Genomic DNA, 21,691 nt, shown 5'->3' on the forward strand with positions numbered 1-21,691 from the left:
CACCACGCTACGGTCACCGGCACTGTGCTCGAACCACTCGGTGACCTCACCTCCGAGCAGACCCAGGTCGCGCTGGTCGTCTGCGCCGGCCTGGTCGCGCTGCTCGTGATCGCGTTCGACACCACGTGGCGGGTGGCCCGGTCGGTCGTGACGATCGCGCACGAGGGTGGCCACGCGCTCGTCGCGATCGCCACCGGTCGGCAGATGACCCGGATCCGGCTGCACTCGGACACGTCCGGGGTGACGCTGTCGCGCGGCCGGCCCACCGGCGCCGGGATGGCGGCGACCGCCTTCGCCGGCTACGCGACGCCGCCGTTGCTGGGGCTCGGGGCGGCCGCGCTGGTCGCGGGCGGGGCGGTCCCGACGATGCTCGGGCTGGCGATCATGGTGCTGCTCGGCACCCTGGTGCTGATCCGCAACGTCTTCGGGGTCGTCTCGGTGGTGCTCACGGGGGCCGTGGTCGGCCTCGTGATCGCCTACGGGTCGGTGACCACGCAGTACGCCTTCGCGTGCTTCGTGACGTGGTTCCTCATCGTGGGCGGGCTGAAGACGGTGCTGGAGATGTCGCGCAAGCGCTCGCGCCTGCAGCGCCGCGGGGCCCCGACCTCCGACCCCGACCAGGTCGAGCACCTGACCGGCGTGCCGGCCGGGGCGGTCATCGCGATCTACGCGCTGATCGGGCTCATCGCGCTGATCCTCGCCGCGAACCTGCTGCTCGCCTGGCCGCCCCTACCCTGACGCCAGCACGCAGTCACCGCAGGTCCCGCCGCCGGGCACCTGGTAGAAGAGGCAGCACGTCCGGCGCCCGAACCCGATCCCGGTGGGGTGGGCGGGCTCGGCCCGGAACTCCCCCAGCCCCAGCAACGGCGGGTTCGCGACGACGGCGCGGGCGGTGGCCGTGGCGCGGGTCGCCTCTCGCGGCCGGTCGGTGAGGATCATCCGCAGCGCACCCCCGACGGACGAGGCGACGTTGCCCCAGAGCACCTGGTCGGACACGGCGGCCTGGGCACGGATCGCGGCGAGCACCGGGCGGAGGGTGCGGTCGATCTCGGCGGTGGCGGTGGCGGCGAGGTCGTCGTGGTCGACCGCCTCGGGGGTCTCCAGCCACAGGGGCGCCGGGCCGCCCGACCAGGGGCGCCAGTGCACCCGGTCGTGCAGGCGCGGCACGAGGCCGTGGAGGGCCGCGGCGCCGAGGACCAGGCCGGTGATGCGCGCCGACACCGACAGGCCGAGCAGCGAGCCCGCGACCCGTCGGGACGCGTTCAGCTGCCCGGCGATCTGGTCGATCCGGGCGTCCAGGACATCGCCGGTGAACTCGGGCAGCGGCCGCCACGACGGGTCGGCACCCTCGGTCGGGTCGGTCGACAGGACGAAGAAGCCGCCCAGGGTGTCGACGTCGGCGAGGGCGGCCCCGGCGGTGGTGGTCGCAGCCATGGGCCCATCGTCCCCGACCGCGTGCGGGTGGGTGTCGGACCCGTTCGTTAGGTTCGACGCATGCTGGAGTCCGGTCTGCGCTTCGCCTTCGCGTTCCTGCCGGCGGGCGTGGCCGTCGTCGTCGGCCTCGTCATCGCCGTGCAGCGCCGCCGCGTGCAGCCCGAGGTGTCCACGCCCGCGATCTGGGGCCTGCTTCTCCAGCTCCTCGCGATCCTCGCGGCCGCGTCGATCAACGTCGTCCCGTCGACGATCGTCTCCGGCGGCGGGAGCCCGCAGACCGCGCTCACCGTCTCCTCCGTGATCTCCCTGCTGGTCGCCGCCCTCACGGTGGTCTCGTGGGTCCTCCTCCTGACGGCGCTGTTCCGGCGCCTTCCCGCACAGCAGGCCGCCGAGCCCCCGACGACGGCCGTGCCGGCGGCGGTCGGGCCGGTCTCGTCGCCGACGCCGTCGGGCGAGCCCTTCGCCGACGACGCGCCGACCGGCCGGCACGCCCTGCTCGACGAGCACGGCCAGCAGGTGGTCGCCCAGGAGGGGGTGCGGCTGTCCGGGCCGCGTGCCGCCGCGGCTGCGGGTGGGGCGGCGGCCGTCGGGGGCGCCGGGCTGCTGTCGGCACCGCACGGCTCCGGGCCGTTCGCCGCCGCGCCCAGCTCCGGGCCCGTCGCGACGCCGCCTGCCGAGGATGCCGTTGCCGCCACCGGCACCGAGGACCTGCCGACCGAGGCCGTGCCGGTCGTGGGCACCTCCGGGGCCAGGACAGCCGGCACCGTCGACGAGGCCGCCGTCGGGGGCACGCCGACCGGAGCCGGCGCGGACACGGACACCGCCGACGCCGACCCGGGCCCGGCGGGGGTCGACGAGGCAGCCATCGGCGGGACGCCCGTGGAGCCCGACGCCGATACCGACTCCGACTCCGGGGCCGACGCCGACGCCGACGTCGCGGACGAGGCCGACCCCGGGCCGGCCGACGTCGACGAGGCGGCGGTCGGCGGGACCCCGGTGTCGGCCAGCGACGACCGCTCTGAGACCGACACCGAGGTGACCCCGCTGCCGGTTCCGACGGACGGGACGTCGAGCCGGCCGTCGTCCTCCCCGATGCCGGCGGTCGACGTCGAGGAGGACCTCGACGACGCGGTCGAGGTCGACGACGCCGCCGTCGGGGGCACGCCCACCACCTCCGAGGACGCAGCCGCCTCGCCGGGCGCCGCCGCCGGCCCGGCCGCCGGGCCTCCGTCGGCCCCGACCCCGAAGGGCCGGGACGACGAGCCGGTCGCCGACCCCGCCCCGGCGGCCGCGACCGAGAGCGGTCCGGGCGCGGACCACCCGGCACCCGCCAGCCACCCCGGGCTCGCCCCGATGATGCGCGCCCCGCGGCCCACGCCCGCCGAGGACCGGCCCGAGTCCCCGGAGCCGTCGTCCGCCCGCGGGTCGGACCTGTTCAGCCCCACGACGGGTGCTGCGGCCCCCGACGTGGCCGACGAGGCCGTCGGCGGCACGCCGAGCCGGGCCGCCACGCCCCGGGTCGAGCGGTCGCGCGCCCCGGTCGCCGGCTGGTTCGAGCCGGTCACCGGCAGCGCCGCCGACGGATTCGGGTCGTCGGCGGAGGACGGCGAGGATCAGCGCCGCGGGTCCTGACCCACGCTCGTCGAGAGGGCGCTCATCGGTCCCCGGACCCCGTCGCCACCCCCGCCGGGGTCCTCTCGGCATTCGCGCCGAGGACCCGCGCGACCCCCCGAACCGTCCCGACCGCCGACAGCAGCGAGCCCGGCCCGTCGAGCGGGGTGCGGGCCCAGGTGACGTCACCGTCCTCGCCGCCGTCCTCGGTCCCGGGCGCGTCGCCGACCTCCAGGACCGTGCCCACCGACCGGCCACCCGCCGTCCCGCCGATCCCGCTCAGGCCGGGATCGGCGCCGTCGAGCACCGTCGTCGTCGCAAGCAGGGGGCGCCCGTCGACCGCCACGCTCATCGACGACGAGCACCGTCCGCCCCGCTGACCGGCCCGACCGAGCACCAGCTGCTCGAGCACCTGCGCCCGCGCCCCGCCCGCCACGTGGAGCGAGATCGACGGTGCCCACACCGCCCGGTCGCAGACCACCGTCGGCTCGGGGCGCCACACGAACTCCCCCGCGACGGTCGCCTCGACCGCGAACGACGCCACCGCACCGGGCTCCCGCCCCGGTTGCACCACCGTCGCCGCCGCGCTGTGCACCGTGAGCTGCTCTCCCGGCCCCACGTCGACGGTCAGCCGGAGCTGGTCACCACCGAGCGGCCCACCGCCGACCGCGATCACGTGCACCTGCCGCGGTCCGGTCCGGCGCAGCACCACCGGCGGTGTTGAGGCCCAGGTGAGGCGCCCGTCCCGCACGGACACCCGGGCCGAGGCGACCGACGCCGTCGTCACGCCGGGACGCGGACCTGGGCGCGGACCCAGTCCACGACCTCCGGGATCGGCGCGGTCCGCACGCTGACCAGCGCGGTCGGCTTCCCGTCGCGGACCGCCGCCGCGTCGGCGGCCATCCGCTCGGTGTCCGCACCGACGAGCGGGCCGAGGTCGACCTTGTTGATCACCAGGAGGTCGGCGCCCGCCACGCCGGGGCCGCCCTTGCGCGGCACGTCGTCGCCGCCGGCGGTGTCGACCACGAAGATCTGACGGTCGATCAGACCGTAGCTGAACGTGGCGGTGAGGTTGTCCCCGCCGGACTCGACGAGCACCAGGTCGGGGTCGAACCGCTCGACGAGGTCCTCGACGGCGTCCAGGTTCGCGGTGACGTCGTCGCGGATCGCGGTGTGCGGGCAGCACCCGGTGCGCACCGCGACGATCCGCTCGGCGTCGAGGACGGCCTCGCGGCGCAGGAAGTCGGCGTCCTCGGTGGTGTAGATGTCGTTCGTGACGACGGCGACCGAGAGCTCGTCGCGCAGCGCCCGGCACAGCGCGGCCACGAGCGCGGTCTTGCCGCAGCCGACCGGCCCGCCGATCCCGATCCGCACCGCGCGGCCCGGCTTCGGGTGGTCGTGCACGCCCCCGGACAGGTCGAGTTCGTCGAGTCTATGAAGCAAAGAGGGCTCCCTCGGATCGGGCGTGCAGGACGGCGAGCACCTCCGGCCACGGCGTCGTCGCCGTGGGGAGCAGGTCGGGATCGCGGGCCGCGGCGGCCGCCGTCCCGGCCTCCGCGGCCGTCCCGACGACGGGTCCGTGCGCGGCCAGCGCCCGGGCGTGGACCCCGGCGAGGGCGAGCGGATCGAGGCCGAGGAGCCGGACGGCGGCCGAGCACACCTGACCGGTGAGGTGGTGGACGGCGAGCGCGGCGGCGTCGTGGGGCGTCCCGCCGGCCGCACGGGTCGCGACCCCGAGGACGAGGGCCTGGTGCGGGCGGGCGCCGAGACCGTCGACCGGGGCGTGCGGCCACGCGGCCCGGACCGTCCGCAGCATCGCCCGCCCCTGCTGCCGCGACACGTCGCGCAGCGCGGCCACCGGGGTCCGAGCGGAGATCGCGGCGTCCCACCGTGCCCAGTCGACGTCGCCGTCCCCCGATTCGAGCGAAGGGCCCCCTCGCTCGGTAGAGCCGCCCGTGGGCGCCCCTCGCCAGGTGGCCGGGCTAGGACGGGGATCCGGCGATGGGCGCCCATGGCCCAGTAGGTCGACCGATGGTGCCCTTCGCTCAACCGGGACGGTGACCAGCGCGCACGCCGCCGCCGCAGCGGCCGCCGTGACCAGACCCGCCGTCGGGACGCGGCCGGCGAGCCACGCGGCGACGTCGTCGGGGCCGGTCACCAGCCCGCGCCGGACGGCCGCCTCGATACCGCCGGAGTGCGCGTGCCCGCCGGTCGGCAACCGCGAGTCGGCGAGCAGCCAGAGCTCCGGTGCGACCACGAGCGTCACCCTAGGCTCGGCGTGTTACGCACGAGATCCCGAGTCGTGTGGCAACACGCCCAAGGATGGTGACGACACGCCGCACAAGTTCGGATCTCCGGCCAGAGCAGCTGGTCTGTGAAGGTGGCCGCGTCCAGCACGAACCCGGGGCGCACGTCGACCTGCAGCTCGTACGAGCGCGTTGAATCGATCGGCCCGACCACGGAGCTGCTGCGTGCGCCAGACACGGCACTCACCGACCTAGCGGCGCGGCGCCGTGTCACCCGAACAGCGTGGGCACCCCGGTGCCCTCGAGGTCGAGCAGCGCCCGCTTGCGCTCCATCCCACCGCCGTAGCCGGTGAGCGAGCCGTTGGTCCCGATCACCCGGTGGCACGGCACGACGATGCTCACCGGGTTCTTCCCGTTCGCGAGGCCCACGGCCCGCACGGCGGTCGGCTGCCCGATCGCCACCGCGAGCTCGCCGTACGTCCAGGTCTCGCCGTACGGGATGGTCCGCAGCGCCGCCCACACCCGTCGCTGGAACTCGGTGCCCCGGAGCACGACCTCCGTCGAGAACTCCCGCAGCGACCCGTCGAAGTAGGCCGCCAGCTCCTCGCGCGCAGCGGGCACCGCGTCGTCGACCCGCTCCCCCAGCGCCTCGACCGACGGCCCGTGTCGGTGCTCGGTCATGTAGAGCCCCGACAGCACCCCGTCGTCCGCCCGCAGCGTGAGCGGCCCGAGCGGGCTCTCCATCACCGAGTGCGTCACCGCCATGCCGGCGAGGCTACTCAGAACAGGAAGTACCGCTGCGCCATCGGGAGCTCGCGCACCGGGTCCGGGTCGACCACCGAGCCGTCGATCCGCACGGTGAACGTCTCCGGGTCGACGGCGATGTCCGGGGTCGCGGCGTTCTGCGGCATGTCCGCCTTGGCCACCTCCCGGGTGGAGCGCACGGGCACGAAGCGCCGGGACACGTCGACCGCCCCGGCCAGTCCGTCGGAGAGCGCCGCCTCCGTCGCGAAGTACACCGACGTCGCCGCGGGCGAGGAGCCGTACGCCCCGAACATCGGCCGGGAGAGCTCGGGCTGCGGGGTCGGGATCGAGGCGTTCGCGTCGCCCATCCGGCCCCACGCGATCACGCCGCCCTTGACCACCACCTGCGGCCGCACCCCGAAGAACGCCGGGTCCCACAGCACGAGGTCGGCGAGCTTCCCGACCTCCACCGACCCCACCTCGCCGTCCAACCCGTGCGCCACGGCCGGGCAGATCGTGTACTTCGCGACGTAGCGCCGGGCCCGCTCGTTGTCGTCGCCGGTCGCCGACACCCCCGACTGCCCCGTCACCCGCCGCCGCGCCGCGTGCGCGGTCTGCCAGGTCCGCAGCACGACCTCGCCGACCCGCCCCATCGCCTGCGAGTCCGAGCCGATCATCGAGATCGCGCCCAGGTCGTGCAGCAGGTCCTCGGCCGCGATCGTCGAGGCCCGGATGCGTGACTCGGCGAACGCCAGGTCCTCCGGGATCGACGGCGAGAGGTGGTGGCAGACCATGAGCATGTCGAGGTGCTCGTCGACGGTGTTCACGGTGTGCGGGCGGGTCGGGTTCGTCGACGACGGGAGCACGTGCGGCTGCCCGGCGACGGTGATGATGTCCGGCGCGTGCCCGCCTCCGGCGCCCTCGGTGTGGTACGCGTGGATCGAGCGGCCCGCGATCGCGGCGAGGGTCGAGTCGACGTAGCCGGCCTCGTTGAGGGTGTCGGTGTGCAGCGCGACCTGCACCCCGGTCTCGTCGGCCACCCGTAGGGCAGCGTCGATCGCCGCCGGGGTCGCACCCCAGTCCTCGTGCACCTTGAAGCCCGACGCCCCCGCCCGAACCTGCTCGTGCAGCGCCTCGTGGCCGACCGTGTTGCCCTTGCCGAGCAGCGAGAAGTTCATCGGCACGCCGTCGAGCGCCTCGAACATGCGCGCCAGCCACCACGACCCCGGCGTCACCGTGGTCGCCTTCGTCCCCTCGGCCGGCCCGGTGCCGCCGCCGATCCAGGTCGTGACGCCGGACCCCAACGCCTCGGGGATCTGCTGCGGGCTGATGAGGTGGACGTGGCAGTCGACCGCACCCGCCGTCAGGATGAGGCCGTTCCCGGCGAGGATCTCCGTGGACGGACCGATGACGAGCTCCGGCGCGACCCCGTCCATCGTGTCCGGGTTGCCGGCCTTGCCCAGCCCGACGATGCGTCCGTCCCGCACGCCGACGTCGGTCTTGACCACGCCCCAGTGGTCGAGCACGAGCGCGCCGGTGATCACGAGGTCGGCGGCGCCCTCCGCGCGGGGCGCGCGCGACTGCCCCATCGACTCGCGGATGACCTTGCCCCCGCCGAAAACGGCCTCGTCCCCACCGCGCGGGCCGCGGGACCGGTCCTCCTCGACCCGGATCGTCAGGTCGGTGTCGGCGAGGCGCACGCGGTCGCCGGTCGTCGGGCCGAAGAGCGCGGCGTAGCGGTCGCGGCCGACGGTCCAGCCACGCCCCGCCGTTCCTGACGACGAGCCGGCCGGGTCCGGCACGTCGAGACGGCCGCCGGGGAACGACCCGGCGCCGCCCAGGGCGACCAGGTCGACGTCCTTCTCGACGCCGGGTTCGAAGCGCACGGACGTCCCGGCCTGGATCGCGAGCCGCATCCCCGCGGCGGCCTCGCGGTCGAACGTCAGCGCGGGGTTCGTCGACGCGAAGTGCATGTGCGAGCCGACCTGCACCGGCCGGTCGCCGGTGTTCGTCACGGTGATCGTGACGACGGGCGCGCCCTCCCCGGCAACGATCTCGCCGTCGCCGGGGAACACCTGTCCCGGGCCACTGTCCGTAGCGCTCACTGGATCGGCTCGTGCACGGTCACGAGCTTCGTCCCGTCCGGGAACGTCGCCTCCACCGCGACGCTGGGGAGCATCTCCGGGATGCCCTCCATGACGTCGTCACGGGTGAGCACGTGCTGCCCGTCCGCCATGAGGTCGGCGACGCTGCGGCCGTCCCGGGCGCCCTCGAGGATCCAGGAGCTGAGCAGGGCGACCGCCTCGGGGTGGTTCAGCCGCAGCCCGCGGGCCCGCCGCTCCCTCGCGAGGTTCGCCGCCACGTGCAGCAGCAGCTTCTCCTGTTCGTGCGGCGACAGCAGCAACCCCGGCTCCTCTCGGTGGACGTGCGGGCAGGCTACGGGGAGGCGGGCAGGACGTGGGTCCCGCTGCGGTCGGTCGACAGGCAGAGCGAGCAGACGTACCCCTCGCCGGTGCCCGACGCCGTCATGTCCGGCCGCTCGAAGTCCTGGTCGCACACCTGGCAGTGCAGCGTCTCCCCCGACGGGTTGCCGTGCTCGTCGTGCATCGGCGCCTCGATGCCGTCGTCGGTGCGGCGCAGGTAGTACTTCCCGCGGGTCGCCAGCGCCAGGACCGGCGGCAGGACGAGGGCGAGCACGATCGCGACCAGCGGCGAGTACGAGGCGAGCGTGTCGCCGAGGACGCCGAAGAACGCGAGGATCGAGACGCCGGCGGCGATCAGCATCGACCCGAAACCGACCGGGTTGACGTCGTACAGCATCCCGCGGCGGAACTCCGGCTGCTTCGGCGAGATGCCGAGCAGGTACTTGTTGATCGCGATGTCCGAGGCGACCACGACCACCCAGGCCATGCCGCAGTTCGCGTAGAAGCCGAGGATCGTGTTCAGGAAGTCGAACATGTTCGCTTCCATGAGGATCAGCGCGATCACCAGGTTCACGCCGAGGAACACCAGCCGGCCCGGGTAGTGCTTCGTGATCCGCGTGTAGGAGTTCGTCCAGGCGAGCGAGCCGGAGTACGCGTTCGTCACGTTGATCTTGATCTGGCTGATGACGACGAGGATCACGGCCAGGGTGAGCGCGAGCCACGCCGGCATGATGTTCGTGTAGATCTCGAGGAACTGGCGGACCGGCTCGTTCGCGAACGACGACGCCCCGGCCACGTTCGCGAGCAGGTACACCGCGAGGAACAGCCCGACGACCTGCTTGGCCGCCCCGAAGATCACCCAGCCCGGCCCGGCGAGGACCGTCGCGGTCCACCAGCGCCGGGCGTTCTCCGGGGTCTTCGGCGGCATGAACCGCAGGTAGTCGATCTGCTCGGCGATCTGCGCGATCAGGGAGAGGCAGACGCCCGCCGCGAGCATCACCGATCCCAGGCTCGGGCTGCCCTGGCCCTCCTCACCCTGGTAGGCGAAGAACGTCGACACCGATTCCGGGTGGCTGATCATCAGGTACACGAACGGCAGCACCATCAGGACCAGCCACAGCGGCGTCGTCCAGAGCTGCAGTTTCGAGAGCAGGCTCATCCCGTAGACCACGAGCGGGAAGATGACGATCGTCGAGGCCGCGTAGCCGATCCACAACGGGATCCCGAGGCCGAGCTCGAGCCCCTGGGCCATGATCGAGCCCTCGAGCGCGAAGAAGATGAACGTGAACGTCGCGAAGATGACGTTGGTGACCACGGAGCCGTAGTAGCCGAAGCCACTGCCGCGGGTGATGAGGTCGAGGTCGAGGTTGTAGCGGGCCGCGTAGTAGGCGAGCGGGAAGCCGGACAGGAAGATCACGACGGCGAACACGAGAATGCCCCACAGCGCGTTCACCGTGCCGTAGGAGATGCCGATGTTCGCGCCGATCGCGAAGTCGGCGAGGTAGGCGATGCCGCCGAGCGCGGACGTCGCGACGACCCCCGTGGACCACTTCCGGTAGCTGCGCGGCGCGAACCGCAGCGTGTAGTCCTCGAGGGTCTCGTTCGCCTTCGTGACGGGGGCCGTCGCCGTTCCCGTCGTCGCCTGCACGTCCTGCGACACCCGCACCACCCCTTCCGTCGCCACCCCCGTCCGGGGCGGCGCCGTGAAGCCTGGGTGAGTGCGATGTGCTCAGCTTTGCCGCGGTGTCACCGGGGTGTTAATTGCCCCCCGGACGGGTGGCGGGGCGCAGTGCTCCTCGTGGTCGGCGTGCTCCGCGGTCTCGATCTGCAGCGTCGAGTGGTCGATGCCGAACCGCTCCCGCAGCGCCTCGCCGGCCCGGTCGAGGACGCTCGCGCCGTCGGCGCGCCCCTCGCAGTGCGGGGTGGCGTCCTCGTCCACCACGAGATGCGCCGAGGCTGCGGGGACCCGGTCGGAGATGACCCACACGTGCAGGTCGTGCACCTCCTGGACGCCGGGCACCGCGAGCAGGGCAGCGCGGATCTCCTCGACGTCGGTGCCGGGCGGGGTGCCCTCGAGCAGCACGTGGGCGGTGGTCGAGAGCAGCGTGACGGTGCGCGGCACGAGGATGGCGACGATCACCAGCGACGCGACGACGTCCGCGTACGGCCAGCCGGTCAGCAGCACGACCCCCGCCGCGACCATGACGGCCACCGACCCGAGCGCGTCGCCGAGCACGTGCAGGGCCGCGCCCCGCACGTTGAGCGACCCCGTGCCACCGGAGAGCACCGCGAGGGAGACCAGGTTCCCGACCAGGCCCACCGCACCGAAGACGAGCAGCGCGAGCCCGGGCACCTCGGGCGGGGTGTCGGCGAGCAGGCGCTCCACCGCCTCCACCGCGACCCACACCGTGACGGCGAGCAGCGCGAGGGCGTTGACCGCCGCCCCGAGCACCTCGCTGCGGCCGAGCCCGAAGGTGCGCCGGGCACTCGGCGGGCGCTGCGCGAGGCGGGCGGCGACGACCGCGGTGACCAGCGCGGCCACGTCGGTGACCTGGTGCCCGAGGTCCGCGAGCAGCGACAGCGACCCGGTGATCCACGCCCCGACCGCGCCGGACACGAGCACCAGCGCCGTGATGACCAGGGCGATCGTCAGCCGGCGGCCGTCCGCGGCCGCGCCGTGGGCGTGCCCGTGGCCATGGCCGTGCCCGTGATCGTGCCCCATGACCCGGACGATACATGCACGCATGCGCATGTCGAGACGACCGGGAGGTGACGTCGGACGCCTGCTGTGCTCGCCCGGACGAAGCGGCTCCACGACTCCCCGTGATCGAGCGTGACGCTCGGCGACGCCCGAGCTCCGGACGTGCGGCAAGACCGATTCCAGTGGAAGCGGTTCTGCCGCATGGTTCGTGGAGCCGGACGCGTCACCGACGGCGGCAGCTGGCAGGTTCCGAGCGCCCCGAACCTGCGTCACGTCGCTCTCGGGGGCGGTCAGGCCCCGGCTACCGCGTGATCGTCGGGCCGAAGGCCAGGGCCGCAGGTCCGCGGTGCTCCGCGACGAGCCGGTACGAGACACCTTCGAGGACGAACTCCGCCATCGCACCGTCGGGGTCCACGATCACGTAGTGCGCGATCCCGACCTCGGCGTACTCCGCGAGCTTCGCCACGCGATCGGTCCGCCGCGAGCCCGGCGAAACGATCTCCAGCACCGCGAGGACGTCGACCGGCAGCACACGAGCACGATCCGGGACGACGGCCCTCGGCACGACGACGAGGTCCGGCACCCGGACCGTCGCCGGTCCCCGGCCGCCGCCGTCATCCACCACCAGCTCGACCTCGGGCAGGGCGGTGAGCGCGTCGCCGAGCTGCGCACGCAGCTGCGCGCAGAACTCGAACACCAGGTCCTGGTGCCGGAGGGCCGGGCGCGGACTGACGACCATCACCCCCTCCACGAGCTCGTACCGCGCGGAGTCGTCCTCGGGCAGCGCCTCCCATTCCGCGAGGTCGATCAGGTGATCGGGCGGGCGTGGGGGCCAGGCGGAGCCGGCAGCGGTCATGGTCATCTCACCTCCTCCGACGCACCGCATCGTCCCACGGTTCCGGGCCCACGAAATCGGTCCCGACCCGACGTCTCCGAAGGGCTAGCGTCCACCAGTGTGGAGGTGACGTTCCGCCCGGTGACGGCGGACGACTTCGCCTTGATCGGGCGCTGGCTCGCCGAGCCGCACGTCGAGCGGTGGTGGGCGCACGAGTTCACCCCGGACGCGATCGAGCGGGACTTCGGACCCACGCTGCGCGGCGAGGAACCGGCCGAGGACCTCATCGCGAGCGCCTACGGGCGGCCGATCGGGCTGTGTCAGCGGTCCTTCTGGCACGCCTACCCGGAGGAGGTCGAGGAGTTCGCGCCGTACCTCGACGTCCCTCGGGACGCGATGACGATCGACTACCTGATCGGAGACCCGGCCGACGTCGGGCAGGGTCTGGGCACCGCCCTGATCCGGGACCTCGCCGTCGACACGTTCGCCGCCCACGCCGACTGCGGTGTGCTCCTCGTGCCCGTGATCGCGGGCAACCCGGCGTCGTGGCGGGCCCTGGAGAAGGCCGGCTTCCGCTTCGTCGCCCACGCCCGGGCCGCCCCCGACAACCCGATCGACCCGCCCGACCACCGCGTCTACCGGCTCGACCGACCGTGACGGCGCACTAACATGCGCCGGTGTCCGACAACCCCTGGCTCGTCGTCACCGGAGGCACCGCCGGCCCCGGGTACGCGCAGCGCTTCGCGACGATGGCCGCGGAGGGCGCCGACCTGCACGGCGAGGCCCGCCGCGTCCACGGCCTGCTCGACGCCGAACCGGGCGACGTCCTCGATGCCGGGTGCGGCACCGGGCGGGTCGCGACCCACCTCGCGGAGCTCGGCCACCGGGTCGTCGGGGTCGACCTGGACGCCTCCATGCTCGACGAGGCCCGCGCCGCGGCCCCGTCGCTCCCGTGGCTCCTCCGCGACCTCGCGACCCTCGACCTGCACCGGCGCTTCGACCTCGTCGTCGGCGCCGGCAACCTGTGGCCGCTGCTCACCCCGGGCACCCACGCCCGCGTGATCGCCCGGCTCGCCGCGCACCTGCGTCCGGGCGGTCTCCTGGTGCTCGGGTTCGGGCTCGACAGCGAGCACGTGCCGTTCACCCTGCCCGACGGCGTGCCGTTCCCTGACCTGCACGCCTACGACACGGCCGCCGTCGGCGCCGGCCTGCAGCTGCTCGTCCGCACCGCCGACTGGGACGGCCGCGAGCCGTACACCGGGGGCGGCTACGCGGTGAGCGTCCACCGCCGAGGGAGCACCACGCCGTGAACGGCCTCGCCCTGCTGATCGTCCTGGTCGTCTCGCTCGGGGTCACCGCCCTCGCCGACCGGTTCCGGGTGTCCTCCCCGCTGCTGCTCGTGGTGGTGGGGCTCGGGCTCTCGTTCGTCCCCGGCATCCCGAACGTGCCACTGGACCCCGACCTCGTGCTGTTCCTCGTCCTCCCGCCGCTGCTCTACTCCGCGGCGCTCGAGTCGTCCGCGCTGCGCATCCGGGAGAACCTGAACCGCATCGGCCAGCTCGCCTTCGGCCTCGTCATCTTCACGACGGCGGTCGTCGGGCTCGTCGCGTGGTGGGTCGTCCCCGGGCTGCCGCTGGCGAGCGCCCTCGTGCTCGGGGCCGTGGTCGCGCCGCCCGACGCGGTCGCGGCCGCGTCCATCGGCCGCCGGCTCGGTCTGAACCGACGGATGATGACCGTCCTCGAGGGCGAGAGCCTGCTGAACGACGCCACGGCGCTGACGCTGTTCCGGGTGCTCCTGGCGGTCGCGCTCGGCGCGGGAGCCTCGATCTGGGAGGGCCTGCTCGAGTTCCTCATCGCGGCGGTCGGCGGGATCGCGATCGGCGCGGTCGCCGGCTGGGTGATCCACCGGGTGCGGCTGCGGCTGGGCGACTCCTCGCTGGAGAGCGCGGTCGGCCTCGTCGTGCCGTTCGCGATCTACCTGCTCGCCGAGGACCTGCACGCGTCCGGAGTGCTCGCCGTCGTCGTCGCGGGCCTCTACCTCGGGCACAAGTCCACCGAGGGCGGGTTCGCGACCCGCATCCAGGACCAGGCGGTGTGGAAGGCCCTCGACCGCCTGCTCGAGGCCCTGGTCTTCGCACTGATCGGGCTGCAGCTGGCGGTGGTCGTGGCAGACCTGCGCCTGCCGTTCGAGCTGGTCGTGGCGTCGTCGGTGGCGGTGCTCGCGGCGACGATCCTCGCGCGCTTCGTCTGGATGTTCCCGACGATCTACCTGCCGCGGGTCCTGCCGAAGGTCCGGGCGCGGGGTCCCGCGATGCCGTGGCGGGTGCCGACGGTGCTCTCGTGGGCGGGGATGCGCGGGGTGGTCACGCTCGCGGCCGCCTTCGTCATCGACCCCGCCATGCCGGGGCGCGACATCGTGGTGTTCCTGGCGTTCGTCGTGACCGTCGGGACGCTGCTGATCCAGGGGCTCTCGCTGCCCTGGGTGATCCGACGCCTGAACGTCTACGACACCGGCGCCCAGAAGGACACGCTGCAGGAGGCCGCCGCCAAGCAGGCCGCCGCCGAGACCGCACTGGCCCGGCTCGAGGAGCTCACCGCCGGCGACGAGGACCGCACCCCCTCGCACGTCACCGACCAGCTCCGCTCCTGGGCCGAGCAACGGTCCAACGGGGCGTGGGAACGGCTCGGACGGCCGGCGGAGGAGATCGGCGAGTCCCCGTCGGTCGCCTTCGTGCGGCTGCGGCGGGCGATGCTGGACGCCGAGCGGCGCACGTTCGTCCGGTTCCGTGACATGGGCCGGCTCGAGGAGTCCGCGATGCGCGAGCTGCTGCGGGAACTGGACTACGAGGAGGCGATGCTCGACCGGTGATCCGCGGGGCGCGGCTGGGCGACGGCGCGCAGGCGTTGCGTCGCGCACACGGGCCACGGGAGTCGCCCGCCGGTGTCTGCCCGTTGCGTCCCGCACACGGCTGGACGGGTTCGCCCTGCGGCGCACCGGCGTTGCGTCGCGCACACGTCGGGCTTCCCGCGAGATCGACGCCCGACGGGATCGCCGCCGAATCCGCCGCAACTCGGCCGGCCGTATGCGTCCCGCAACGCGCCACCGGACCCACCGCGACTCGGCCAGCCGTATGCGTCCCGCAACGCGCCACCGGACCCACCGCGACTCGGCCAGCCGTGTGCGCCCCGCAACACCCGGCGGTTCGGGTCCGCTCCACCGATCGACGCCCGCGGTCGGTCGACGACTCGCTAGGGTGCCTCGCGTGAGCGGCGCCGACCCCCTGCTCGACAGCCTGCGCGCCGCCGTCGCGGCCGCGCCGGAGGACACGACCCTGCGGCTGCACCTGGCCGGGCTGTTGATCGACGCCGGGGAGCAGCAGGAGGCCGTCACGCACGTGGCCGCCGTTCTCGGCCGGGAGCCGGGCCACCCTGGGGCGGCCACCCTCATGGCCCGCGCGCTCGGGACGGCACCGGCCCCCGAAACGTCGTCAGCCCCCGAACCCGCCCCGCAGAAGCCGGGCTTCGACTGGGCCGCGGCCGAGGCCGAGGTCAGCGACGTCGTCAGCCCCCGGTTCGCCCCCGACGACGCCGCGGAGCCGATCCCGGTCGGTCCCCCGGCGGGCGGCGGACGGTTCGCGGTGGAGCGCCCGGACCTACGCCTGGCCGACGTCGGCGGGATGGACGCCGTCAAGAAGCGCCTCGAGGCGGCGTTCCTCGCGCCGCTGCGCAACGAGAAGCTCCGCGAGCTGTACGGCAAGAGCCTGCGCGGGGGGCTGCTCCTCTACGGGCCGCCGGGCTGCGGGAAGACGTTCTTCGCCCGGGCGCTCGCCGGAGAGCTGGGCGCGGGCTTCCTCGCGGTCGGCATCCACGACGTGCTCGACCCGTGGGCGGGCAATTCCGAGCGCAACATGCACGACGTGTTCCTCGCGGCCCGTTCCGCCGCTCCGTGCGTGCTGTTCTTCGACGAGCTCGACGGCATCGCGCAGAAGCGCTCGGCGGTCACGGGCGGCGTCCTTCGGCAGGTGATCACGCAGATGCTCGCCGAGCTCGACGGGGTGTCGGCGGACAACGAGGGTGTGTTCATGCTGGCCGCCAGCAACATGCCGTGGGACGTCGACCCGGCCCTGCGCCGCCCCGGCCGGTTCGACCGGACGGTGCTGGTGGTGCCCCCGGACGACGACGCCCGGCGCGCGATCCTGGAGTACCACCTGCGGGACCGGCCGGTGGAGAACGTGAAGCTCAAGCCGCTCGTCGCGCGGACCGAGGGCTTCTCCGGCGCCGACCTCGCCCACCTCTGCGAGGCCGCCACGGAGCACGCCCTGCTCGACTCCGTGTCGACCGGCACCGCCCGCATGATCACCCAGGACGACCTCCTCGCGGCGGCCGCCGAGCTCCGTCCCTCGACCGGCCCGTGGTTCACCACCGCCCGCCAGGTCGCGCTGTACGCGAACACCGACGGCACCTACGACGACCTCGCCGCCTACATGAAACGCCGCAAGCTGCTGTGACTCCGGAGGGCAGCGAGGGCGGAGCCCGGCGTCGGGCGGGGATGCTGGTCGACGCCCGGCAGTACGTCCGGGCCCGCGCGGAGATCGCCCGGGCGCTCGCCGAGGATCCCGACGACGGCGCCGCCTTCCACGTCCTCGCCCTGCTCGAGCAGCGGGAGGGGCACCACGACGAGTCCCTGGAGGCCCTGGACCGGGCCGCCGCGCTCGGGGTCGCCCCCACCGCGTACCTGCACACCCGGATGAACACGCTCTACCACGCCCGCCGGTTCACCGAGGCGGTGCCGGTCGCCGAGGAACTGCTGCGCCACGACCCGCAGCAGCTCCAGGCCCACGTCCTGCTCGCCCAGATGCTCGGCGGGGAGGGCCGCGCGGACTACCACCGCGCTCGCGCGCACGGCGAGTACGCCGTCTCGCTGGCGCCGGAGAACGACCACGCCCACTACGCCCTGGGCCAGGTCCTCGCCTCCACCCACGGCCGGTGGGGCGCCCGGGCGGCGCTCCCCCACCTGCGCGAGGCGGTCCGCCTCAAGCCGGACGACCCGGCCAACCTCAACGCGCTCGGCGTCGTCGACCTCACCCTCGGCCGGTCGGCGAGCGCCCTGCGCTCCTTCGCCGACGCGCTCGCCGTCGACCCGACCCTCGAGCCCGCCGCGTTCAACCTGCCCCTGGCGATGCTGGGCCTGGTCCGCCGCGCGGGCCTCGTCGTGACCCTGGTCCTGCTGGCCGCCGCGGTCACGGGGGTGGCGCTGGCCCCGCGCGCGGCGACGGCGGCCGCGGGAGGCGCGCCCGGCGCCGGGGTGCTCGGCCACGTGGTCGCCGTGGTGGCCGTCCTCGCGGTCCTCGGGCTGGTCGTGGCGCGGGTCCAACACCTGGTGCCGCCGACGGTCCGTCCCGCCGCGGCTCGGGCCTGGCGTCGGGACCCGGTGCTGGCGCCGCTCGTGGTCTCCTCCGCGATCTCGGGCGTGATCGCGGTGGTCATGGTGGCCCTGCCGGTGCCGAACGGCGTGCACGTGCCACCGTTGCTGCTGCTCGGGGTGGTCGTGCGCATCGTCGCCGGCGTCGTCAGGCGCGCGCGCACCGCACGCTACGGACGGGAGCGGCGCACCGAGCGGGCCGACCTCTGGCGGCCCCGGAGCTGAGCTGCGGGGCCGCATGGGGCGTCACACCTCGCTGGTCAGCTCCTGGAACTCCATGTCGACGCCGGCCTGCGCGAAGTTGTCCAGGTCGGCGACCGCCGCCTGCCCCTCCTCCGAGCCGAGGGACGCCTGCGCGGCCTCCTTCGAGTCCCAGTCGAGCACCGCGACCAGCGCGTGCGGCGGCTGCGACCCGTCCGGCGTCTCGCACACCCCCCACGAGAAGGAGCGCACGTCGGGCAGCTTCGCGGCGAGCTTCGCGTGCACGTCGCGGTAGTGGGTGACGAAGGCGTCCCGGTCGGCGGGGTGGTGGTAGCTGGCGGTCAGGCGGTACATCGACGAACCTCCCGGTTGTGACGGTCGCCTCAGCGAACCAGGCCCGACCCGCCGTCGGGAAGGGGTCGCGTGACGATCGGGTTCCGCGCACTCGCGGCGGCCTGGCCCGGTTCGGTGTCCGGCACGAAGAGCCGCCAGTCGCCGCTGACCATCGTCGGGTGGTCGATCACCCGGGCACCGTCGGCGTAGTAGGTCGCACCCAGCACCATCCGGGGTCGGGTGGTGCGGTTCGCGCCGGCGGTGTGGAAGCACAGCGTCGAGTGGAAGCTGACGTCGCCGAGGGCGAAGGGCTCGTCGTGCACGACGACCCCGGCGTCGCGCAGCGCCTCGGACACGCGCAGGTCGTAGGACGTCCCCACCTTGTCGAAGGGCAGGTCGGCGAGCAGGCGCCACGTGTCCATCCCGCGGGCGAACGACAGGGGGCCCATCGCGGCCGGCACCGCCTGCAGGGGCATCCACGTGGAGATCACGTCGTGCGAGTCGAGCGGGAAGTGGTGGGCGTCGTGGTGCCACGGGGTGCGGCCCGCGCCGGGCTCCTTGCACAGCGCGCTGTCGTGGTAGAGCCGCAGCGTGTCGTGCCCGAGGAGCGCGGCGCAGATGCCGGCGATCCGCGGGGAGAGCACCGCCGCGCGGACCAGCGGGTCCTCGAGCCACATCATCTCGCGGGCCCGCAGCGACGAGCCGGTGGTGGTGGCCAGCAGGTCGACGAGCCGGCGGCGCAGCACCTCGGCGGCGCCCGGGGTCACCACGCGCGGCAGGACGACGAAGCCGTCGGCCGCGAAGGCCCCGACCGCACCGAGGGGCAGGTCGTACGGCGCGGCGAGCTCGGCGAGCACGGCGTCCTCGTCGGGCAACGGGCCGGGCTCGGGCTCCGGGACGTCGACCAGGGTCGTCTCCGGGCCGCCCTCGGCCAGGGACATGTACCAGTCCCACCACTGCTCGTTGTCGCCGTCCCAGGCGGGCGCGACGTCGTCGGAGGCCCCGGCCGCGGTGGCGTCGCTGAGGTACGGGTTCATGCGGGGACCTCCCAGGTGATCACGTCGACGAGCTGCGTGAAGCGGTAACCGTCCGTCCCGAGCTGCGGCGTGAGGTACTCGGCGACGGCGCCCTCGATCTCCATTCGCGCGAGGGGCACCGAGTCGTCGAAGACGCAGCGCTGGAGGAAGCCCTCGATCACCGACCGGTCCGGGTGCCCGACGTCGTAGCGGATGGTGGTGACCTCCGGGACGACGCCGGCGCCGGTGAGGGCGTGGCGGACCTGCTCCGCCGTCGTGAAGGGGACCGCGTCCGGGGAGAAGGTCGCCCGGTACGCCTCGGCGAAGCGCAGGTAGTGCGAGTCCGACCGGGCGTGGACGATCGCGCCGAACCCGCCCGGGCGCTGTGCGGCCACCATCCTCGCGATGCCGACGCCGATCTCCTGCGGCGGGACGGCGTAGAGGGCGTGCGTGGCCCAGGCGACGTCGACGTCGCCGACGTCCGCGGGCAGGTCCTGGATGCGGACCTCGTGCTCGGCGCGCACCGTGAACGGCGCCTCGAGCACCGACCGCGCCTCGGCGAGCGAGAACGCGGACGGGTCGAGCAGGTCGATCTCCACCCGGACGTCGCCGACGCGGGCCGCGAGACCCTGCCGCTGTAGCTCGGCGGGGAACTTCCCGCTGCCGCAGGCGACGTCGAGGACGCGGACCCGGCCGTCCCGGGCGTGTGCCCGCAGGTCGGCGGCCCAGTCGCGGGCGGCGACCATCTGCCGGTAGTCCTCGGCGGCGAGGGCGTAGAAGGCCTCCATGCCCGCCCGCCCCTGCTCGGCCCAGTGGGCGAGACTGCGTTCCTCGGTGCTCCCCGGTTGGGGCATGGGGCGGTGCCTCCGTGATCGGCGCCGTGCCCCGGGTGTGGAGGACGGCAACTCCATGGCACGCAACCACGGGGCGGCCGGCGCGGCAACGCGAGCCGACCCGACCCGTCGTCGCGACGCGGTCAGCGCCGGAGGCGGGCGACGATCCTCGTGGTGATCGGATCGAGGAACAGCGCGAACAGCGCGAAGTAGCCGATCGCGGGGACCACCAGCACCAGCACGAACGCGAGCAGCATGTCGATCGACGCGCCCACCGAGCCGGTGACGAAGGCCTCGGGCGGGCGGCGCCGGCTGCCGTCGGCGAGCCCCGTCCGGCGCATGAGCACCGCCATCACCGTCAGCAGGCCGCTGCCCAGCACGAGGATGCCGACGTAGACGCGCAGGACGAACGGCTGCGAGCCGTAGGTCGCGACCATCTCCGTGGTGAACGGCAGCACCACGATCGACAGCACCCACGCCAGGTTGAGCAGGACCAGCACCGGGGTCAGCCGGCCCCCGTACCCGTAGAGCCGGTGGTGGACCAGCCACAGGCGTCCGATCACCACGAAGCTCAACAGGAAGCTCGCGAACACCGGGAGGTTGTCCGCGACGACCTCGGCCGCGGGGACGGCCGGGCGGTCGTCGGACGGGACGAGCTCGGTGAGCGGGAGGACGAGCAGGGTCAGCGCGATCGCGACCGAGGCGTCGACGAAGGCGACCATCCGCTCCGCACCGGGCAGCGCGTCGGGGTCCGGCTCGTCCGCTTCCCCGGCCGTGCTCACAGCACGTCCGCGACGTGCCCGGTCTCGTTGACCGACCGGACCCGCCGTCGCCCGCTGCGGGAGACGAGGACCCGGCTCAGGCCCGCGTGGTCGAGGGGGAAGGTCAGCGGGCGGCCCAGCGCCAGCTCGAGCGCGAGGAACAGGTTGATCGTCCCGGCGTGGCAGACGACCAGCACCGACTCCCGCCCGGCGTCGGCGTGCCGCTCGACGATCCGGTCGAACGCGCCGCGGACCCGGGCGGTGAACGCCCCGACGTCGACGAACTCCGGGAAGAAGCCCTCGCTGATGCGCTGCCAGTCCGGGTCGTCCGAGCCGAGGCGCTCGTGGACCGGGGTGTAGGAGGAGCGGCCGACGTCGAACTCGGCCAGATCCTCGTCGATCACCGGCGTCAGGCCCAGGGCGTCCGCCGCCGGGGCGGCGGTCTCCTGCGCCCGGCGCATCCCCGAGACGACGATCTCGGTGATCTTCTCGTGCGTGTGGTTCGCCGCCCACCAGCCGAGGGCACTCGCCTGCACCCGGCCGCGGGAGGAGAGCTCCGGGTCGGCGGGGGTGCCGTCGGGGCCGGTGTCGGCGGCCACGGGCTCGGCGTGGCGGGCCAGGATGAGCTGCATCGGTCTGCCTCCCGTCGCTGCGATCGCCCGGTCAGGAGGGGACGTGCTCGCCGTGGCCGGCGTCGCGCAGGCCCGCGCGGATCCGCTCGGCCTGGTCGTCCATCGCGGCGGGGTCGGGGTCGGTGGCGGCCTGCGTGAAGTCGAAGGCCTCCAGGCCCCAGGCCGGGTGCACGTGGACGTGCAGGTGGGGCACCTCGAACCCGGCGATCATGAGCGCGACGCGCGGCGGCTCGAAGACGTCCCGGATGACGGTGCCGATGGTGCGTGCCGTGGCCATGGCGTGCTCGAACAGGCCGGTTGGGGCGTCGATCCACTGGTCAATCTCCTCGCGGGGGACCACGAGGGTGTGGCCCGGACCCAGGGGATTGATGGAGAGGAAGCCGACCACCTGGTCGTCGGACCAGACGAAGCGTCCGGGGATCTCGCCGTTGATGATCTTGGTGAAGACGGTCGCCACGCGCCGGAGCCTAACGACCGGTCGGTGTCGGGGCTCCCCGGT

23 protein-coding genes are annotated in these 21,691 nt (G+C 74.1%); 7 read left to right on the forward strand and 16 right to left on the reverse strand.

All coding sequences use genetic code 11. The annotated features are described in order from the left end of the window. Positions 1-24: 24 nt before the first annotated feature. Positions 25-738, forward strand: a complete 714-nt coding sequence (locus tag QRT03_RS21790) for a M50 family metallopeptidase (protein WP_286055154.1) — start codon at positions 25-27, stop codon at positions 736-738. On the opposite strand, the gene QRT03_RS21795 is transcribed toward QRT03_RS21790, so the two are convergent. Further along, on the reverse strand, positions 730-1,434 hold the full coding sequence (locus tag QRT03_RS21795) for a (2Fe-2S)-binding protein (protein WP_286055155.1): 705 nt from the start codon (positions 1,432-1,434) through the stop codon (positions 730-732). The two genes, QRT03_RS21790 and QRT03_RS21795, sit on opposite strands and share 9 nt — an antisense overlap. A gap of 60 nt (positions 1,435-1,494) precedes the next feature. Here QRT03_RS21795 and QRT03_RS21800 point away from each other — a divergent pair, with 60 nt between their 5' ends. Further along, positions 1,495-3,066, forward strand: coding sequence for a hypothetical protein (locus tag QRT03_RS21800; protein ID WP_286055156.1), 1,572 nt, complete (start codon positions 1,495-1,497; stop codon positions 3,064-3,066). A gap of 22 nt (positions 3,067-3,088) precedes the next feature. On the opposite strand, the gene QRT03_RS21805 is transcribed toward QRT03_RS21800, so the two are convergent. The 9 genes from QRT03_RS21805 to QRT03_RS21845 all read right to left on the reverse strand — a co-directional run bounded on the left by QRT03_RS21805 (position 3,089) and on the right by QRT03_RS21845 (position 12,021). Beyond that, positions 3,089-3,832 (reverse strand): urease accessory protein UreD, encoded by a 744-nt coding sequence (locus QRT03_RS21805; protein ID WP_286055157.1) that lies wholly within the window; start codon positions 3,830-3,832, stop codon positions 3,089-3,091. Continuing rightward, the gene (gene ureG, locus QRT03_RS21810) at positions 3,829-4,461 is read right to left on the reverse strand and encodes an urease accessory protein UreG (RefSeq protein ID WP_286055409.1); all 633 of its coding nucleotides are present in this window, start codon (positions 4,459-4,461) and stop codon (positions 3,829-3,831) included. The genes QRT03_RS21805 and ureG overlap by 4 nt, the downstream gene beginning before the upstream one ends. 16 nt (positions 4,462-4,477) lie before the next feature. Next, a complete protein-coding gene (locus QRT03_RS21815; RefSeq protein WP_286055158.1) occupies positions 4,478-5,302 on the reverse strand; it encodes an urease accessory protein UreF in 825 nt (274 codons plus the stop codon). Positions 5,303-5,561: 259 nt separating this feature from the next. Further along, complete coding sequence (locus QRT03_RS21820) at positions 5,562-6,056, reverse strand: methylated-DNA--[protein]-cysteine S-methyltransferase (RefSeq protein ID WP_286055159.1); 495 nt, start codon at positions 6,054-6,056, stop codon at positions 5,562-5,564. Positions 6,057-6,070: 14 nt separating this feature from the next. Further along, positions 6,071-8,140: an urease subunit alpha gene (locus QRT03_RS21825; RefSeq protein WP_286055160.1), complete on the reverse strand. Its 2,070-nt coding sequence runs from the start codon at positions 8,138-8,140 to the stop codon at positions 6,071-6,073. Next, positions 8,137-8,439: an urease subunit gamma gene (locus tag QRT03_RS21830; protein ID WP_286055161.1), complete on the reverse strand. Its 303-nt coding sequence runs from the start codon at positions 8,437-8,439 to the stop codon at positions 8,137-8,139. Before QRT03_RS21830 ends, QRT03_RS21825 begins: the two co-directional genes overlap by 4 nt. Positions 8,440-8,471: 32 nt before the next feature. Beyond that, entirely contained in the window at positions 8,472-10,118 is a 1,647-nt protein-coding gene (locus QRT03_RS21835) for a purine-cytosine permease family protein (RefSeq protein WP_286055162.1), read from the reverse strand. A 69-nt stretch (positions 10,119-10,187) separates the two neighbouring features. Continuing rightward, positions 10,188-11,180, reverse strand: a complete 993-nt coding sequence (locus QRT03_RS21840; protein WP_286055163.1) for a cation diffusion facilitator family transporter — start codon at positions 11,178-11,180, stop codon at positions 10,188-10,190. A 280-nt stretch (positions 11,181-11,460) separates the two neighbouring features. After that, positions 11,461-12,021 (reverse strand): Uma2 family endonuclease, encoded by a 561-nt coding sequence (locus tag QRT03_RS21845; protein ID WP_286055164.1) that lies wholly within the window; start codon positions 12,019-12,021, stop codon positions 11,461-11,463. A 93-nt stretch (positions 12,022-12,114) separates the two neighbouring features. Between QRT03_RS21845 and QRT03_RS21850 the strand changes: the two genes are divergently transcribed. The 5 genes from QRT03_RS21850 to QRT03_RS21870 all read left to right on the forward strand — a co-directional run bounded on the left by QRT03_RS21850 (position 12,115) and on the right by QRT03_RS21870 (position 17,641). Beyond that, a complete protein-coding gene (locus tag QRT03_RS21850) occupies positions 12,115-12,651 on the forward strand; it encodes a GNAT family N-acetyltransferase (protein ID WP_286055165.1) in 537 nt (178 codons plus the stop codon). 20 nt (positions 12,652-12,671) lie between these two features. Beyond that, positions 12,672-13,304 carry a class I SAM-dependent methyltransferase gene (locus QRT03_RS21855; protein WP_286055166.1) on the forward strand — a complete coding sequence of 211 codons (633 nt, stop codon included), beginning with the start codon at positions 12,672-12,674 and terminating at the stop codon, positions 13,302-13,304. After that, positions 13,301-14,863: a Na+/H+ antiporter gene (locus QRT03_RS21860; protein WP_286055167.1), complete on the forward strand. Its 1,563-nt coding sequence runs from the start codon at positions 13,301-13,303 to the stop codon at positions 14,861-14,863. Before QRT03_RS21855 ends, QRT03_RS21860 begins: the two co-directional genes overlap by 4 nt. A gap of 394 nt (positions 14,864-15,257) precedes the next feature. Further along, positions 15,258-16,502 carry an AAA family ATPase gene (locus tag QRT03_RS21865; protein ID WP_286055168.1) on the forward strand — a complete coding sequence of 415 codons (1,245 nt, stop codon included), beginning with the start codon at positions 15,258-15,260 and terminating at the stop codon, positions 16,500-16,502. Beyond that, the gene (locus QRT03_RS21870) at positions 16,499-17,641 is read left to right on the forward strand and encodes a tetratricopeptide repeat protein (protein WP_286055169.1); all 1,143 of its coding nucleotides are present in this window, start codon (positions 16,499-16,501) and stop codon (positions 17,639-17,641) included. The genes QRT03_RS21865 and QRT03_RS21870 overlap by 4 nt, the downstream gene beginning before the upstream one ends. Positions 17,642-17,662: 21 nt before the next feature. On the opposite strand, the gene QRT03_RS21875 is transcribed toward QRT03_RS21870, so the two are convergent. From QRT03_RS21875 to QRT03_RS21900, 6 genes are all read right to left on the reverse strand, one after another. Continuing rightward, positions 17,663-17,971, reverse strand: a complete 309-nt coding sequence (locus QRT03_RS21875) for an EthD family reductase (RefSeq protein WP_286055170.1) — start codon at positions 17,969-17,971, stop codon at positions 17,663-17,665. A gap of 29 nt (positions 17,972-18,000) precedes the next feature. Continuing rightward, positions 18,001-18,987: a phytanoyl-CoA dioxygenase family protein gene (locus QRT03_RS21880; RefSeq protein ID WP_286055171.1), complete on the reverse strand. Its 987-nt coding sequence runs from the start codon at positions 18,985-18,987 to the stop codon at positions 18,001-18,003. Then, positions 18,984-19,820, reverse strand: coding sequence for a class I SAM-dependent methyltransferase (locus tag QRT03_RS21885; protein ID WP_286055172.1), 837 nt, complete (start codon positions 19,818-19,820; stop codon positions 18,984-18,986). Before QRT03_RS21885 ends, QRT03_RS21880 begins: the two co-directional genes overlap by 4 nt. Before the next feature lie 122 nt (positions 19,821-19,942). After that, complete coding sequence (locus QRT03_RS21890; RefSeq protein ID WP_286055173.1) at positions 19,943-20,581, reverse strand: TMEM175 family protein; 639 nt, start codon at positions 20,579-20,581, stop codon at positions 19,943-19,945. Further along, entirely contained in the window at positions 20,578-21,192 is a 615-nt protein-coding gene (locus QRT03_RS21895; protein ID WP_286055174.1) for a histidine phosphatase family protein, read from the reverse strand. The genes QRT03_RS21890 and QRT03_RS21895 overlap by 4 nt, the downstream gene beginning before the upstream one ends. Positions 21,193-21,223: 31 nt before the next feature. Continuing rightward, complete coding sequence (locus QRT03_RS21900) at positions 21,224-21,649, reverse strand: HIT family protein (protein ID WP_286055175.1); 426 nt, start codon at positions 21,647-21,649, stop codon at positions 21,224-21,226. Positions 21,650-21,691 lie beyond the last annotated feature (42 nt).

Source organism: Actinomycetospora termitidis (assembly GCF_030286555.1).
Taxonomy (GTDB): domain Bacteria; phylum Actinomycetota; class Actinomycetes; order Mycobacteriales; family Pseudonocardiaceae; genus Actinomycetospora; species Actinomycetospora termitidis.